Annotated in this window: 15 protein-coding genes and 2 pseudogenes; 11 read left to right on the forward strand and 6 right to left on the reverse strand. The window is 48.6% G+C overall.

Translation table 11 applies throughout. The features are described from left to right. The first annotated feature begins 157 nt into the window (after positions 1 to 157). Both CRO08_RS16945 and CRO08_RS17565 read left to right on the forward strand, forming a co-directional pair. Positions 158 to 931, forward strand: coding sequence for a DUF6261 family protein (locus tag CRO08_RS16945; RefSeq protein ID WP_097035337.1), 774 nt, complete (start codon positions 158 to 160; stop codon positions 929 to 931). Between the two features lie 167 nt (positions 932 to 1,098). Then, a pseudogene (locus tag CRO08_RS17565) lies at positions 1,099 to 1,242 on the forward strand (HNH endonuclease); the annotation flags it as partial. Here CRO08_RS17565 and CRO08_RS05310 read toward each other — a convergent pair. The 3 genes and pseudogenes from CRO08_RS05310 to CRO08_RS05320 form a co-directional block, all read right to left on the reverse strand. Next, positions 1,239 to 1,439, reverse strand: a pseudogene (locus CRO08_RS05310) (hypothetical protein); the annotation flags it as partial. The pseudogenes CRO08_RS17565 and CRO08_RS05310 sit on opposite strands and share 4 nt — an antisense overlap. 49 nt (positions 1,440 to 1,488) lie before the next feature. Beyond that, positions 1,489 to 2,760 (reverse strand): IS256 family transposase, encoded by a 1,272-nt coding sequence (locus CRO08_RS05315; RefSeq protein WP_097034567.1) that lies wholly within the window; start codon positions 2,758 to 2,760, stop codon positions 1,489 to 1,491. An 85-nt stretch (positions 2,761 to 2,845) separates the two neighbouring features. Next, positions 2,846 to 3,892, reverse strand: coding sequence for an IS256 family transposase (locus CRO08_RS05320; RefSeq protein ID WP_176495069.1), 1,047 nt, complete (start codon positions 3,890 to 3,892; stop codon positions 2,846 to 2,848). Positions 3,893 to 3,961: 69 nt separating this feature from the next. Here CRO08_RS05320 and CRO08_RS16675 point away from each other — a divergent pair, with 69 nt between their 5' ends. Genes CRO08_RS16675 through CRO08_RS05335 form a run of 3 tightly spaced genes read left to right on the forward strand, consistent with a single transcriptional unit; the run spans position 3,962 to position 6,792 of the window. Beyond that, positions 3,962 to 4,489 carry a transposase gene (locus tag CRO08_RS16675; RefSeq protein WP_141398250.1) on the forward strand — a complete coding sequence of 176 codons (528 nt, stop codon included), beginning with the start codon at positions 3,962 to 3,964 and terminating at the stop codon, positions 4,487 to 4,489. A gap of 42 nt (positions 4,490 to 4,531) precedes the next feature. Further along, entirely contained in the window at positions 4,532 to 5,803 is a 1,272-nt protein-coding gene (locus CRO08_RS05330; RefSeq protein WP_097034567.1) for an IS256 family transposase, read from the forward strand. A gap of 50 nt (positions 5,804 to 5,853) precedes the next feature. Then, positions 5,854 to 6,792, forward strand: coding sequence for an IS3 family transposase (locus tag CRO08_RS05335; protein ID WP_097035341.1), 939 nt, complete (start codon positions 5,854 to 5,856; stop codon positions 6,790 to 6,792). A 240-nt stretch (positions 6,793 to 7,032) separates the two neighbouring features. Here CRO08_RS05335 and CRO08_RS05340 read toward each other — a convergent pair whose 3' ends face one another. Genes CRO08_RS05340 through CRO08_RS05350 form a run of 3 tightly spaced genes read right to left on the reverse strand, consistent with a single transcriptional unit; the run spans position 7,033 to position 13,199 of the window. Continuing rightward, the gene (locus CRO08_RS05340) at positions 7,033 to 8,448 is read right to left on the reverse strand and encodes an SUMF1/EgtB/PvdO family nonheme iron enzyme (RefSeq protein ID WP_097035342.1); all 1,416 of its coding nucleotides are present in this window, start codon (positions 8,446 to 8,448) and stop codon (positions 7,033 to 7,035) included. 11 nt (positions 8,449 to 8,459) lie between these two features. Further along, positions 8,460 to 10,151, reverse strand: coding sequence for a hypothetical protein (locus CRO08_RS05345; RefSeq protein WP_141398251.1), 1,692 nt, complete (start codon positions 10,149 to 10,151; stop codon positions 8,460 to 8,462). 9 nt (positions 10,152 to 10,160) lie between these two features. Next, entirely contained in the window at positions 10,161 to 13,199 is a 3,039-nt protein-coding gene (locus tag CRO08_RS05350; RefSeq protein WP_097035344.1) for a carbohydrate binding domain-containing protein, read from the reverse strand. A 239-nt stretch (positions 13,200 to 13,438) separates the two neighbouring features. Between CRO08_RS05350 and CRO08_RS05355 the strand changes: the two genes are divergently transcribed. The 6 genes from CRO08_RS05355 to CRO08_RS05380 all read left to right on the forward strand — a co-directional run bounded on the left by CRO08_RS05355 (position 13,439) and on the right by CRO08_RS05380 (position 16,300). After that, positions 13,439 to 14,233, forward strand: coding sequence for a hypothetical protein (locus CRO08_RS05355; protein ID WP_255252243.1), 795 nt, complete (start codon positions 13,439 to 13,441; stop codon positions 14,231 to 14,233). 130 nt (positions 14,234 to 14,363) lie between these two features. After that, on the forward strand, positions 14,364 to 14,801 hold the full coding sequence (locus CRO08_RS05360) for a V-type ATP synthase subunit K (protein ID WP_072801246.1): 438 nt from the start codon (positions 14,364 to 14,366) through the stop codon (positions 14,799 to 14,801). Between the two features lie 18 nt (positions 14,802 to 14,819). Beyond that, positions 14,820 to 15,275 (forward strand): V-type ATP synthase subunit K, encoded by a 456-nt coding sequence (locus CRO08_RS05365; protein WP_072799628.1) that lies wholly within the window; start codon positions 14,820 to 14,822, stop codon positions 15,273 to 15,275. A gap of 110 nt (positions 15,276 to 15,385) precedes the next feature. Continuing rightward, positions 15,386 to 15,601, forward strand: a complete 216-nt coding sequence (locus tag CRO08_RS05370) for a DUF3791 domain-containing protein (RefSeq protein ID WP_097035345.1) — start codon at positions 15,386 to 15,388, stop codon at positions 15,599 to 15,601. After that, positions 15,598 to 16,083 carry a DUF3990 domain-containing protein gene (locus CRO08_RS05375; protein WP_073192085.1) on the forward strand — a complete coding sequence of 162 codons (486 nt, stop codon included), beginning with the start codon at positions 15,598 to 15,600 and terminating at the stop codon, positions 16,081 to 16,083. The genes CRO08_RS05370 and CRO08_RS05375 overlap by 4 nt, the downstream gene beginning before the upstream one ends. 1 nt (position 16,084) lies before the next feature. Further along, positions 16,085 to 16,300, forward strand: a complete 216-nt coding sequence (locus CRO08_RS05380; RefSeq protein ID WP_073054022.1) for a hypothetical protein — start codon at positions 16,085 to 16,087, stop codon at positions 16,298 to 16,300. Positions 16,301 to 16,408: the final 108 nt, after the last annotated feature.

Genomic DNA, 16,408 nt, shown 5'->3' on the forward strand with positions numbered 1-16,408 from the left:
GTACTCAATTACACTTTGTCCTTAATTTTTGTTTTTTCGTCGGAAACGGGCATTTTGGGTGATACGCTTTTGAAATTTTGGCGGTATCTTTGAAGACAAGGGAACGCAAGAGTTCCTGAGACAAAAACCGACAACCTTCAAGAACGAGGATAGAATCATGATGAAGATTCACGCTCTCAACTACAGAACACTCCGCAACGAAGAATTCCTGGGACTCCACAAGTACTTCGTTGAGCAGACTGCAAGCATCACCAGCGAAGAGATTCGCAAGTCCATCGAAGCCTACCGCACCTCTGTAACCGAATACGCTAACCTCATTGAAGTGTCTGTCGACGAATCTGCCGCAAGGGCCGTCAGCCGCCTTGATTCCGAACGCAATGCCGCCTACTCCTCTTGCAGGAACTTTGCGAAGAGCCTCAAGTCGCTTGCCGACAGCGGCGTGGTTGCCACGGGAGAACGTCTCCGCAAGATCTTTGCCGAAAATGCCGACCCCACGAGGCTGAATCAGGACCAGTCCACGGGTACTTTCACGAACCTCATCAATACCCTCAAGGAAATTGGTGATGACAAGTTGAGCGCCTGCGGATTCAAGCCCTGGCTCGAAAACCTCGAAAGCAAGCACAACGAATACCTGACGGCGGTGCAGAACCGCAACAAGGAAATCGCTTCGAAGGTGGCCGACGCCAACAAGGTGTATCGCGAACGCTGCCTCGATGGATTCGGAATCGTGACGACGCTTGCTATCGGCAAGGCCACCCTCGACAAGGACGAAGGCTGCATCCAGTTCATCAACGCCGTGAACAGCCACATCGACCAGAAGAAGGTGCACCTGAAACTTCGCAAGGGAAAAGGGAAGAATACGACCGAGTCTCCCGAGACGACCGTGGTAGATTTCCCCACCGAAACGAAGGAAGAGGAAAATGCCGCATAGCTGTAAACGACATAACTTGAATAACATTGCTCCTGCCTGATAAAAAATCAGGCAGGAGTTTTTTGTTTTACAGGGCGTGGCCGATTAGGCCGTGCCCTGTGTTGCGAGGGGGAGCGGGGGGAACCCCCGCAGCGTTAGGGATAGTGACCCCTTGGTTCTGGGAGGCGATCTGGAAACTCGCCGAAATGGACGCCGACCACGTAACCGCATGGAGCAAGGGTGGCGCAATCGACCGTGCCAACTGCGAAATGCTCTGCAAGGTAGTGTCAAGGGTTTTTCGCAAAAATAGTTTGTCCCAACATCAGATCTAGGCTACATTTCCGTCCTTTTCCTGTTCCCGTTTCAGCTCGTTCTCCTTTTCCATCTCGTAAAGATGCTTCATGTTCAGGTATCTCTTGGTACCCCATTCCTTCGTGGCGATATGCCTTAGCCTAGCGCACACAAGCATCAGGGCAGATTCCCCGTCCGGGAAGCAACCCACAACCCGAGTCCTTCTGCGTATCTCCCGAATTTGTCCCTTTTTTAGTTGAAAATCCAGGTCTCCAACTGGTGTAAATCTAGGCTATTAGCGCTTCATTGTCAAGTAATTTCATGCTCTTTTCCCGAAGTTTTTCGACAAGTTCGGGGATTTCCGCATAGCCGTCCAACCGTCTCCAGTTCTTTTCGCGGTGGAGGACCTCAGCGGCCATCCAGCGTTTGAACATTCCAATGTCCCTGTAGCGCTTCACGTTCTTCTCGATGGCGTCGAGACCGTTGAAGGTGGACTCGATTATGTTGGTCGTTATGAGCGACTTGCGCAGGAGCGCGGGGATGCCCAGCCGGTGGACCGTAAGCAGCCTCTCGCCGCCCTCGGAAAGCGATTTGGCGGCACTCGTGTTTATGCCTTCGAGCCACTCGTGGACCTTGAGAAGTTCCCTTCTCGCGTCCTCGTAGCCCACCATCCCGATGGCGTTGTTGTAGCGCCTGTCGAACTCGGCCCGGTACATCTCGGGCAGATGGGACTCGACGTTGCGCCTCTTGTGGATCACGCAGCGCTGGTGCTTGAGGTCCTTGCCGAAGCGGTCCTTGAGGGCGCGGTTGAGGCCCGTCCCGCCGTCGGTCACGAAGATGATGTCGGGGTGCAGGGCGAGGCCCCTGCTCTCCATGTCGGAAAGGAACGAACGGCACATTTCGGTGTTTTCCGAACTGCCCTGCCAGAGGCCAAGCACGCGCTTGTAGCCTTCCGCGTCAACGCCTATGGCGGCCATCACGACCTCGCCGCAGCGATGCATTGCGTCCATGAAGACGGCAACCGCCTCGAAGTCCTCCAGCCTGCGCTCGTTCAGTTCCTTCAGTTTCCTTGTGCATGCGGCAACGACCTTGCGCGACACCGACGACTTGCTTACGCCGAACGCCTCCCCGGCAGTCGAGAACACATCCTCGTAACGCCTCCCGGACAGGCCTGAGAGGCATGCGTGCAGCAGGTGCTCGGAGAACGCGTCGGGGTCTTTCAGACGGGCGTAGATACGCGATTTGACCTCGCCGTTTTCGTCCCTGAGCCTGGGTACGCGCACCTTCGCCTTGCCACCCGCGATGTACACGGAACCACCCTGGCTGGACCACTTCTTGAAGCCCTTCCTGGGGTGGTATGCTGCACCGCCGAGCTGTTCCCTTTCGGCCAGGAGTATCGCCTCCACGAGCCTTGCGCCCATCTCCCTCGACAGCGCGTCAAGGCAGCTTTTCCCCTGTTCGGCAAGGTCGGCCAGAACCACCCCGACACTGGTCGAAATGTCGATTTCTTCGCGGCGGACGATTGACAGTTTGGGGGTTCTTTTTGTACTTTTCATCATGGTGGTTATCCTCTTGCTTGGTGTTTTTTTGCTGAACCAAATTTACAAGTTGGAGACCACCTTTTTCTTTTTGGTTGCAGAAATTTCAACTAACTTTGGGGCATCTTCGTATCTCCCGGTTCAGGCGTTCTAGGATGTTGTTCGTCCTTATGCTGCGCCAGTGTTCGTGCGGGAAGTCGAGGTAGGTAAGCGTCTCCATCACGCCCTTGCGGTAAAGGTCTGCGGCGGATTTTAGCCCCATATCGCGCAGTTTCTGTTCTACGTCGGCAACCTTTTTCAGTGTAGCCTCCTTGTCTTCCTGGGCGTACGTAGCCTTCAGCAGGGGCATGGCCGAAGCGAGCTTGTTGCGAGGGATCTTTGTCATCAGGTTCCTGAAAAAATGCACCGTGCAGCGTTGCCATTTCGCATCCGGGAACACTTCCGAGGCCGATTCCAAGAAGCCCAGGTGTTTGTCCGATGTGAACAGCCGGACGCCATTCAGGCCACGTTCCCTGAGGCTTACGAGGAAGCTGCGCCAGCATTCCTTGCTTTCGCTTGCGCCCTCGCATGCTCCGAGTATCTCCCGGTAGCCGTCTTCGGACACCCCTATCGCGACAAGTACCGAGACGCTGGTCATTTCGCCGCCCCAGCTGCGCTTCAGGTAGATGCCGTCAACGAACACGTAGGGGTATTCCCCGCCTATGGCCCTGTTTCGCCATTCCTCGATCTTGCCGTATACCTTCTGGTTCAGGTTGCTCACCGTCGAAGCACTCACGCGAGAGCCCCACAGGAGCTCCGTGACGTCTTCCACGCGGCGCACGGATACTCCCGCCAGGTACATCTCGATGAGAGACTCCTCCACGGACGATTCCCTGCGCCTGTAGCGCTCGATGATGGCGGTCTCGAACGGGGCCAGGCGCAGCTTGGGTACGGACAGGTCGACCTCTCCGGCGGAAGTCAGAAGCTTGCGGTGGTAATGACCGCTGCGGTAGTTCCTGCGCTCGTCTGTCCGCTCATGCCTTTCCGCGTTGCACAGCTCCGCGGCTTCCTCGTCCAGCATCGTGTTGAGGGTTTCCTCGATGGTCTTTCTAATGACTCCTTTCAGGTCGTTCTTGAGATTTTCCTCGTCAATTTTGATTATATTGTTATCCATAGGATGCTCTTCTTTTAGGTTGATTTGGGGGATGCGGACGAATAGTTGGACACAACTAGAGGACGCATCATGCATTTTACCGAAGATCAAATCGCCAAGGCTTTGGAAACATTTCATGATTTAAAGTCGGCAACAAAGGTCGTTCGAAAACTCGGATATCCATCGACAAAACAGTTGTACAAGTGGATAAAAAAGGAAGGCCAACCGCATCAGGAAAGAAAACACCATAGGATTATAAACACTCCAGAACATCCGCCACACGCTCCTTTCAATGTTAAGCTAGAGGCCATCCGCAGATGCTACGAAATGGGCGAACCTATGATTTCTGTCGCCAAAGATATTGGATATACGTACGCAAGTATCTATTATTGGTATCAGGACTATAAAAAATACGGACTTATGGGACTGCAGAACAAACCAAGACCAACGAAGCGGAAACCGGAGAAGGAAAAGGATCTTTCTTCCGAAGACGCGAAGGCGCTGAACGAGAAAATCCGAAGTCTCCAGCTAGAAGTTGACATATTGAAGGAGGAAGATGCCCCAAAGTTAGTTGAAATTTCTGCAACCAAAAAGAAAAAGGTGGTCTCCAACTTGTAAATTTGGTTCAGCAAAAAAACACCAAGCAAGAGGATAACCACCATGATGAAAAGTACAAAAAGAACCCCCAAACTGTCAATCGTCCGCCGCGAAGAAATCGACATTTCGACCAGTGTCGGGGTGGTTCTGGCCGACCTTGCCGAACAGGGGAAAAGCTGCCTTGACGCGCTGTCGAGGGAGATGGGCGCAAGGCTCGTGGAGGCGATACTCCTGGCCGAAAGGGAACAGCTCGGCGGTGCAGCATACCACCCCAGGAAGGGCTTCAAGAAGTGGTCCAGCCAGGGTGGTTCCGTGTACATCGCGGGTGGCAAGGCGAAGGTGCGCGTACCCAGGCTCAGGGACGAAAACGGCGAGGTCAAATCGCGTATCTACGCCCGTCTGAAAGACCCCGACGCGTTCTCCGAGCACCTGCTGCACGCATGCCTCTCAGGCCTGTCCGGGAGGCGTTACGAGGATGTGTTCTCGACTGCCGGGGAGGCGTTCGGCGTAAGCAAGTCGTCGGTGTCGCGCAAGGTCGTTGCCGCATGCACAAGGAAACTGAAGGAACTGAACGAGCGCAGGCTGGAGGACTTCGAGGCGGTTGCCGTCTTCATGGACGCAATGCATCGCTGCGGCGAGGTCGTGATGGCCGCCATAGGCGTTGACGCGGAAGGCTACAAGCGCGTGCTTGGCCTCTGGCAGGGCAGTTCGGAAAACACCGAAATGTGCCGTTCGTTCCTTTCCGACATGGAGAGCAGGGGCCTCGCCCTGCACCCCGACATCATCTTCGTGACCGACGGCGGGACGGGCCTCAACCGCGCCCTCAAGGACCGCTTCGGCAAGGACCTCAAGCACCAGCGCTGCGTGATCCACAAGAGGCGCAACGTCGAGTCCCATCTGCCCGAGATGTACCGGGCCGAGTTCGACAGGCGCTACAACAACGCCATCGGGATGGTGGGCTACGAGGACGCGAGAAGGGAACTTCTCAAGGTCCACGAGTGGCTCGAAGGCATAAACACGAGTGCCGCCAAATCGCTTTCCGAGGGCGGCGAGAGGCTGCTTACGGTCCACCGGCTGGGCATCCCCGCGCTCCTGCGCAAGTCGCTCATAACGACCAACATAATCGAGTCCACCTTCAACGGTCTCGACGCCATCGAGAAGAACGTGAAGCGCTACAGGGACATTGGAATGTTCAAACGCTGGATGGCCGCTGAGGTCCTCCACCGCGAAAAGAACTGGAGACGGTTGGACGGCTATGCGGAAATCCCCGAACTTGTCGAAAAACTTCGGGAAAAGAGCATGAAATTACTTGACAATGAAGCGCTAATAGCCTAGATTTACACCAGTTGGAGACCTGGATTTTCAACTAAAAAAGGGACAAATTCTTGAAGGAGACGCTGAACATAATAAAAAAAGACCCAGGCGTTGACTTGTCTGCCCTTCGCAACAGGGAAAAAACACAGCTTGTCAACGCCTTACGCAACCGCTACAAATTAAGGGATATCCTACTTGCATTGGGAATGTCCCGAAGCGTCTATTACTACAACGTAAAACACCTGAATGACCGGAACAATAAGGACCTTCAGTTGCTAAAAGAACTTGTCCCAATATTCGACGAGTCCAACAAAACTTACGGCTACAGAAGAATCCACAGCGAACTTTCAAAAACCGGAAAGAAAGTTTCCGAGAAGGTTGTCAGACGCGCAATGAAACTCGGCAACCTCATCGTCTACAAACCCAAAAAACTGAAATATAGTTCGTATAAAGGCGAGATCACACCCGCCGTTCCCAATATTCTCAATCGCAATTTTCACGCCGATGCACCCAATCAAAAATGGCTGACGGACATAACGGAATTTCCTCTACACGACGGCAAAGTGTACCTATCACCGATTATCGACTGCTTCGACGGGGCACCAGTGTGCTGGACAATCGGGGAGTCCCCTAATGCGACCCTTGTCGACGAGATGCTGGACAAGGCCGTCGCGACACTCCACGAGGGCGAAGCCCCGATTATCCATACAGACCGAGGGAGCCATTACAGATGGCCTGGATGGATCGAGAGGATGAAGAAGTACGGCTTGACTCGCTCCATGTCAAGGAAGGGCTACACTCCCGACAATGCCGCCTGCGAGGGCTTTTTCGGTATACTCAAGAACGAGTTCTTCTACAGCAGAAATTGGAGAAAAGTCGACAAGGAAGAGTTCAAGGCCGAGCTTGAAAAATATCTGGAATGGTTTTGCACGAAACGGATAAAGGTCGGGCTCAACGGAATGAGCCCAGCGGATTACCGGAAACTATATTTGGACAAACAATCTGTCTAAATTATTGTCCGCATCCCCTTGTGGTTATTTCAAATCTAAAAATTGGAACATCCTATTTTTTTATCCCCTTAGAGGAATTTGCGAAAGAAAATATACGTTACCCTCTGCAAATCGCACAACAGAGCCAAAGGGAATCGGTAGGGTTTGTTAGAAAACAAAAGTTCCGCAGTTTTGTCAAGAACTGCGGAACTTTTGAAATTTAGGGAAAACTATTTTTGAATTGTTGTAGCCTTTCTAGAACTACTTAATTTGACGAACAAGTCGTAGTCCTTGATATGTTCTGGAAAACCTCTTATAATCGTCACAATGGTTAGCAATCTTTAAATCTTTAAAGGAAGTTGTCAAGAATCCCCCTCTACAGGAATATACTTCATTTCCAAAAAGACTTTTTCCTGGCATCAGAACATTTTCGCATACAAGTCCCTGTATATCATAGAGACCATACGCGTTGGGTTTTAGCATTCCAACAGGTCGTGATTTTTGAGACCACTCTCCACAAGAATGCCTCAACCAGCCTCCTTCTATGCCATCCTTTTCATCCATTTTCAAATATTTATCTTCGGGATCCTTTTGACCAAACCAAGCATATTTAGTGGCCTCTAATGAATCCGTTGAACGTTCCCAAAAATTAATCAAACTTTCGTAGCCCTTGCCACCACGGGCTAAAGCAGTCCATTCGTCATAATAGGGTAGGCGATAACCATCAGCATCTTTATCTATCTTTACATGATAATATTTTTTTCCATCAGCTGAGTCTGGGAAAAATCTAAAGCCTACTATGTTAAAACTACCATCATTATACGCATTAAAGGAAAGATTTTTTTCTTTAGTTTCTTCAAGGATATAAACAGGTTTGAAACCATCTTGTAAACTACGATTATTTGCGTAAACTAAAGCTTGGTATAGATATATTCGAACGGCAGCAGAATCATGGGTGTCGCATAAACCATTTTTTACCATAGATTTCTTTTTTTTAATCCAGTAATTATTGTTGTCATACAAGTTTTCACTAGTTTGCACAGGAATTGAATCCCACAATGCATGAATAAATTCGCATTCAGTCACTTTATACTTGTCCACCACAAGAATTTCTTTTATTGAATCAAATCTTACAGGATCAGATAGTTTATAGACCATCGAGGAACGGTTAATAGGTGATATATCCGCAGAACCACTATACCCTCCTAGCAGATGTTTTTCTTTCGAAAGGTCAATATACTTCATTCCTACTAGTAAATTGAGCGTGTACATATGACCCAATGATGTTACGTACTGAAGTTGTCCAGATTTTATATACTTGCCAGAATTTATTTTGACACAGGTGCCTGTTTTTTCATAAGAAAAGTTCTTTCCCTTCCAAAAGCCATTCTCATCGTCATTTTGAATACAGATGGAGTAATTCATATTTTTCTCCATTTCAAGCCACTGTTCGGAAGAACCCTTAGATATAAAAAAGGTATCTTGTGGCGATCTAATAACAACCGAACTCGAATGTTCATTCTTTACGGTACCTTCTGTTTTTACCAATGCTTTAGGACCATTAGTTTTATTATGGAGACCAATCTTTGAACCATTCATATCATATAGGGATTCTGCCATTGACAATGTCGAAAAAAGAATCAAATAAGACAAAACCACTTTGTGCATTCTTTTCATATAAAAAACTCCTATTTAAGACTCTCTTTTAATGAACTACATTTTTTGTACGAGCGAACGCATTCCCATTGCTTTTCAATTGCGTATCCTCCATCAGGATCATCTATCAGATTGCCATATAGTGTTGATGCGATAAACAACGGCCTGTAACGAAGGCGCATCCCTGTTGGAAGCTGCCACCCCATTAAATTACTTTCATCAACCGCAAAGTATCGAGCGTAGTGTGGTGCGTATGTTGGATCATCAGCAGCAATATATATGTCAGTCAATCCAAAGCTATGCCCTATTTCGTGAGCTAACGTATTCAACGAAGCTTCGCCTTCTTGGTGGCTCCCCCAAACAATACCTCCAGGTGAAGGCAAATGTTTGGTTCTTTCTTTGCACTCATCTAGAGTTTCATCCGACTCGCAAAATAATTCCTCGTTGTAATTATGAGTTATCTGAGCTCCTTTTGGTTGTTCAGGAATAAAAGGAACAACATCTGCATAAAGAGTATATGTACATCCGTTTTTTATAGAGGGTAATCCAACTGGTGTGAACGATCCATCTTCTTTGGGATTTTTCCCGCTAAATGTTACGGTTACTTCACCGCCACCGCAAGAACTCTTCATTTTCATGGATAGGTTTTTGCCACCATTTTTCTCAATAGCCTGTTCCAAAGCAGAATAGTTGTTAAATTCGTCAGAGCTCTCTTTGTTGAATTGCCACTGAATTCGCATTTGATTAATGGCAAGCACAATTTTGTTGTGCTTAATTCTGTTATACTTTGTTTTTACTGTTTCTAGTGCATAAGATTGTGTTGCGTCATCACTATTGTAATAATCTTCCAATTCCTTTAGGTAACCATACGTTTCCGTATTATGAATCTTGTCCAAAACAGCTGATGAAGGGCTGGGTTCAGAAAGTTCAACGGTTAAATGCTTATCAAGACCAATTTCTTCAGGTTTTTTCTCATCAAGCGTAATTTTCATGACAGCTTGCGAAAAAATTTTTTCAACAACAGGTTGAACCTTGTCTTTTGTGTAGCAGCCGTTTTTACCATCCTTATTGCATCCAGATGCGTTAACATCTCCAAACGGAACAAATATAACTTTTTCTGATTGTAACGGATAGGATATTACATGTAAATATCGTTCCTTTTTCTCATTGCCATAATACACCACATAGTCACCTTCTGATAAATTAACTTCATCAACGCATTTATTTTTAGAGCATGCTTCCTTCGCATCAACAAGATCAGTTTTATCAACAGTTCCATTTTCTACTTTATACAAATGGAAATCATTTTTAATTTCAGGGTCTATTTTTACTAGCACAAAGGCATTCTCTTTTTCCTTCACAGAGACATATACGTCTCGGCCTCGTTGGGCAGCTTCGTCATCTTTTTCAGAAAAAATTGCATACGGATCCATATCATAACCATATTTGTGATTGTCTGAACGCAGGAACCATGCGACTGTTTCCATCCAATTAAACATTACGACATCGCCATACCCATATGATCCCGAAGGGAAAACTTCGTTAATTGGGGGTAACTCCCGATTTTTAACAACATAACAATTTGGATTGTTGGTTGGATTTTCAGTGCAATCAAGAGTCGTTGAACTTGGATGAGCGTTTTCACTCGATTTTTCATCATCACAGGCAAGTAAAACGTAAATACACAGTGACATTAAAACAATTTTAATAAAAATCTTAATCATATACGTACCCTACTTCGTTGCTTCATAAAAGAAGTAATCCGTAACATCCCCCATGTAAATCACGATGGCTTCATCATAATTACCAGCATCCTTAAGGCGATTCGAGAATAGAATTGGTTTCCCTTCATTTTTTGTCATTGTTTGGAAAACACATTGACCGTTTTCATCACCATTGCGGAAAACATCAAATTCTACAATGGGGTCTTTGGTTCGTTTGTTTCCATCCTTGTCTTTTACCCATAATTTAACATGTGCTTTTTTTAATTTCTTTGTTTTCTTATTCCTGTCAATTGTTGCTTTCCATACCCTAGCATAAGGTGAATGCCTAAGATAATTTCTATGATAGGCTCCCATTACGGCACTAATCAAAGGTATAGCAGGCTTTTTCGCCACCACGTTTCCTTCTTCGTCCAATACACCAAATGTCGCGTTCTTTGACGGCATTGCGTTTGCATAAGGGCCCAAAGCAATTGCGTCATCTTCACGTTCCATATCCACAATGTCGTATTGTGGAGCGAAATTGTTCTTTACGCCAGCTTTCAATAGGTTTGACTTTTGATCAAGATTGATTCCTGCATCGTAATTCATATATTCGTTTTCGCCGGCTGGATTATTTTCGTTTGCGAGTTTGGGGTCGCCGATGTAAATATTTGTTCCTATGTAGTTTTTCGAGAAAGATGAATTTGTTGCGCTATAGCCGACGACAACTTCTTCTGCACACTCTCCTGTGCATGTTGCCGTTGTATTCTTCCAGAAAATGCTGTTGCCTATAGAGCCTTTAGCCTTGCCTGATATTGCTCCATTTTTTGTCGTAGCGACATTTGCGAAGAATGTCGCATTCCAAATATTCAGGGTTGCGCCATCATTGTTGATTGCACCGCCATTGTCCGCAGCATGGTTGTCATAGAAAATTGCATTGCCGATGTAGGTGTTGCCACCTAAAAGATTTACGGCTCCACCGTTAAGAGCAGTCGTATTGCTCAAATAAATTACATTAAGCATACTGATTTCACCTTGAGCAGAAATCGCGCCGCCGTTTCCTTTCGATGTGTTCTGTTTAAAATGCACTGTTTCGAGATTCAAAGTGTCTTTTGTTGCAAGGGCTCCACCATCTTTGTTTGACATTGACTTTGCGATAACAATGTTTTTCAAAAGCAGTTTCTGGTTGTCGGAATGGATTGTTCCACCATTTTCGGCATTGAATCCATTTTCAAGGCGTAGGCCGATAATGCTGCGTGGAGAACGACCTTCGATTTCCACATGAGTATTTCCACCCAAGTTCAAAAGCGGGAGATCTTTTTCAGAATTCAAATCCCAAATGTCACCCTTGTATCCGACCAGTTCAAAACCGACTTTCCAGGGAACTACTCCGTCAGTAAAGTTGTCGGTCACATTCCAAACGCCACCCGCCATGTTGATTTCGCGACCTGTCGCCTTGGCTGTTTCGAGAACGGTCGCAAAGTCACCCACGGCCGTCGCCGCAGTAGTACCGTCGCAGCCCTGCTTGCACTGGGTTTGCGGATTCCAGTAGATGCGGTAGTTTGCACTCTTGGTAAAGCTGAATACATAACTGCTGCTGAACGCTTCGGCGGGGAACCCCGAAATCATGTTCCTGGTAAGCGATATGTTTGCGGTTATATTAGAAGACGGAAGTTCGACCGTTGTCGATGTTTCGCCGTTCACCTTGAATTGGGCGTTATCCGCATAGACAAACATTTCGATAGCAGACGCGGAAAGCGGCAACTGTGAAACATAGCGGAAGACTCCAGGTTCGAAGAAGGGACCGAAATGTTCTTCGCTGTGGGAGATTTCGGTTGCCCGAGGTTCCTGAGAAACCGTAGATTGCGGCTCTATCTGGAATCTGTTGGCATACACGGCACCGACAAGGTGCGAACGCGACGGAATGCGAACGAATGCGGACGGAGCGACAAACTTTCCAAAATACAAACCGTCCGTTCCCATATCGACATTCTCACCGGCGACATTCCACAAGATTTCACTGGGGTTTCCGCCCGTAATGGAGAACGTGTTGCGGTCGCCAAAGCGGACATTTCCCAAGACATTAATTGTAATCGGGCCGGAAGTCAAGTCAAATGCAAACTCGGCATCAGGTTCCGTAAAGATATTTTGAAATGTATAAGAACCCGATGACAAATGGACCTTGGATCTTGCATTGGCATAGAACGCTCCGTAATTACTCGGCGATACCGTAACATTCTGGTCAAGTCCAACAGAAATTGGAGTTATCCCTGCAACTATATTCGGAATTCCGACAACAGGCTTTGATAGAGTTGCCGCACTCTTTGTCTTGGCTACGACACCGTTTTGTTCCTCACACTGATTGATATAATGCAAATCACCACTGATGTTCGCACGTTCACGCAAGAAACAATGGTTCGAAGCATCGACATTACCGTAAATTTTGGAATCCACCCCAAGTTCAAGATTTTGACCGAATACATCGCCCAAGGACATGGAATTGTCACGGAAATCGACCATGTCGGCAACAACCACATAACCCCAATCGCTTGCCGATGTAGCATAAGAATTGTTTCCGCCTACATTTTGGCTAGAGCCGCAGTCAAGGCAATTCAGACTGACATCAGAAAGATAAACCGTCCCAGAATTTTTACCAAGGTTAAATTCAAACCGGGCGTTGCTTACATTGCCCGACTGCATCGTGAAAGTCTTTGTTACAGTTCGCCCGTTTACGGTCGCTGCAACTTCACCAAATTCGGCAAAGGCATCGTAAGGGAAGCCGTCGCGCCCGATTCGAACCTCTACATAGCGGCGAGCGCTAACACCCTGTAGGTAAAACTTGACTTCGTATGTCTTACCAGCCTGTAATTCAATATTGCTGCGGGTCAGTTGAACATGCCAGTAATCAGAGCCACCATCGGCAACAGAAACAAAGCCCTCGTTAAAGGTCGCATACGCCCCTTCGTAATTTGCAAGACTCCATTCAGAATACGGGAAATTAAGAGCAAAAGCGCTATCTAGCCCTAATAGACAAAGAATGGCAAAAATATAAAAATGTAGCTGTTTCAAGTTTTCCTCTTGTTGTTTTCAAGGATGCGTCAAGGTAGCAATATTTTAACATATTGTCAATGCATTTGGTAAGTTTTTCATATCATTTCTTTAAATATGCTGTTGACTGTTGCATTCGCGTTAGGGATAGTGACCCCTTGGGGACAAGACCCGCGCAGCGGGGCTTGGTTCTGGGAGGTGAGCGGCAAGCGTAAGCGAAGCCGATTGCCCCCAGAATATAGCCCGACCCACACGATAGTGTGGGGAACGCCCAAATAAAGAAGACGTATTACCTGGACATCACCAACTACGGCTGGTTGCCTGAACCGCTGAAGAACGCGATGCTCTGGATCCGCACGAGCGCCCCGACTGACCCGGCGAAGTTCGAAGCCTACAAGGCCTTCGCCCAGTCGATCACTATCTTGCCCGATAGCTTCGTGCCGAAGACGGCGGGTGCCTCCCAGATGCAGCATATCCAGCTGTTCTGCTTCTGCATCGCCGTGGTCCACCTGAGTATCGCTCACGTGTGGAACGTCTGCGTGCGCATCAAGCGCAAGGACTCCACGTTCATGGCGCAGGTGGGCTGGCTCATCGGCTGCTGGGTGATGTTCTTCCTGGCCTGCCAGATGGTGCTCGGTATCGACATGCCGAAGTTCGTCATCCCGATGTTCATCGTGGAAGCCGTTCTCCTGGTGCTCTTTACCGTTCCGCCGAAGCGCCTCAAACAGGACTTCATCAGCATCCCGATGCTTGTGCTTGACGTGGTGAACAGCTTTACCGACGTGATCAGTTACATCCGTCTGTTTGCCGTGGGCATGTCCGGTGCGGCTATCGCCGAGGCGTTCAACGACATGCTCTCGCCGCTGTTCGGCTCCGCTGTCGGTATCGCCGGGGCTGCCTTCCTGCTGCTCTTTGTGCACGGCCTGAACATCGCGCTTGCGGTCATGGGCGTCGCCGTCCACGCCGTACGTCTTAACACACTCGAATTTTCAAATGGACTTGGCCAGGAATGGAGCGGATTTGCCTTCGCCCCCTTCGCCAAGCAAAAAAATTAAACCAAGGGATGATTCCCGCTACTTAATGAGGAAAAAACAATGGAACCGAATACAATGGTTACTCTCGCTACCGTGAGCCAGAAAGCGACTCAGCGTAAGCGAGTCGTGCTGGCGAGAGAACAACCAAAGGTTGTTCGGTCATTATAGGGGTGCTGCAGCCGCTCTCGGCATTGCGGCAATGGGCTCCGCCCTTGGTTGCGGAACGGCCGGTATGTCCGCCATCACCATGTGGAAGAAGGCTTATGCCCAGGGCAAGTCGGCCCTCTTCACCTTGCTGGTGTTTGTGGGTGCCCCGATTTCCCAGACGATTTACGGCATGTTGCTCATGAACTTCATCTTGAGCAAGGCTGCCGAAAGCGGCTTTACCAACTGGGGCGGCTGCCTCGGCGCCGGTATCTTCGGCGGTCTCGGCATGATGGCTTCTGCCTGGTACCAGGGCAAGTCCGCGGCCGTGGCCTGCGACGCCCTCGGTGAAACCGGCAAGGGCATGGTGAACTACCTGATGGTGCTCGGTATCGTGGAAACCGTGGCACTGTTCGTTCTCGTGTTCTCCATGATGGTGCTTTAATCCAGCGAGGTAACACGTATGGATCAAGCTCAACTTTTAACGCTCGCGAAACTTGGCGCGGTGGCGGCCCTGGGCCTTGCCGCGGTGGGTTCTGCGCTGGGCTGCGGGACTGCCGGCATGGCGGCCATCGGGGCCTGGAAGAAGGCGTATCTCAAGGGTAAGAACGCGCTGTTTACGCTGCTCATTTTCGTGGGCGCGCCGATTGCGCAGACAATCTACGGCATGTTGCTGATGATGTACATCCTGAACAAGTCCCAGGCGGCTCCGGCCAACTGGGCTGCATACCTGGGTGTGGGCATCTTCGGTGGCATTGGCATGATGGCATCTGCATGGTACGTGGGCAAGTCCGCTGCGGACGCCTGCAACGCCCTCGGTGAAACCGGCAAGGGCCTCGTGAACTACCTGATGGTGCTCGGCGTCGGCGAAACCGTCGCACTGTTCGTCATGGTGTTCTCGATGATGCTCGTGTCGTAGCGTAAAGTGTCATGCCCGCTCAGGCGGGCATCTCCTTTTCAAGAATAGCGGGGCTATGCCCCGCACCCTTTTTTTATAATTGGACTGCGAAAAACAATTAGGATTAGACCATGGTTCAGGAATCTTTTGAATTTGTCGTGTATATGATTCACGCTTGCGCAACCAAGTGGAATCGTTTGCCGTCTTTTGTGTATCGAAAGCTGGCTGAATCAGGCTGTATTCAGAAATTCCTTGTTCCCAATTACGAAATTTTGCATACGCAGAGCACTGATTTCGTCGTCAGCGATATTGAAGAATATCTGAACGTCCGTAAGGTGGCCATATGATCGTCTATCATGGTTCGAACGTTGTTGTTGACAAGCCGGATGTTGAGCATTCTTTTCGACCGCTTGATTTCGGAAAGGGATTCTATGTCACGACGGTGCGTGAACAGGCTGTCCGTTGGGCGCACAGGAAAATCGATATTCTAAAGGATGGGAACCTGAAGCCGATATTGAATGTCTATGACATGGACGATGTCCCTGCCGCACTCTCCGTTAAGACGTTCCCCGATGATTTAGAGGAATGGATTGATTTCGTGTGCAAATGCCGCGATGGTTCCTTGGAATATGCCCAATACGATGTAATTATGGGCAAGGTCGCAAATGACAAGGTTTTCCGTGTTGTGGATATGTATCACTCCGGTATCTGGGATATGTCGCGGGCATTGAAGGAAATAAAGGCTTATCCGACTTACGACCAGATCGCCTTTATCACGCAAAAGGCTATTGATGCGGTCCTGAAATACAAGGGTTGCGAAGAGGTGTAAAATGGTAGACGAAGATGTTCTGGAAAAAGTCTATCAGGAACGCCTGGAAGAGCGCATTATTGCGCATCTTGCGCAGGTGAAGAACTGTTCGCTAGAACAGGCGATGGATATGTATTATAACAGCGAACTGGCTGACAAAATCCATCAAGGGAAAGATGGAATCCAGTATCTGGACTATAAGGTCTTGGTGCAGATACTTGTTGATATGGGAGGTTAAGCCATCTTGGAGATAATCTCTGCGAATTCGTCATTGTTCGCCAGGGCAATTTCGGAAAGAATGTCGGAAAAGATGTCGGATAGCACGCTCGGGTACCTGAGCCCGGTA

The sequence above is a fragment of the Fibrobacter sp. UWT3 genome, assembly GCF_900230125.1.
GTDB lineage: Bacteria > Fibrobacterota > Fibrobacteria > Fibrobacterales > Fibrobacteraceae > Fibrobacter.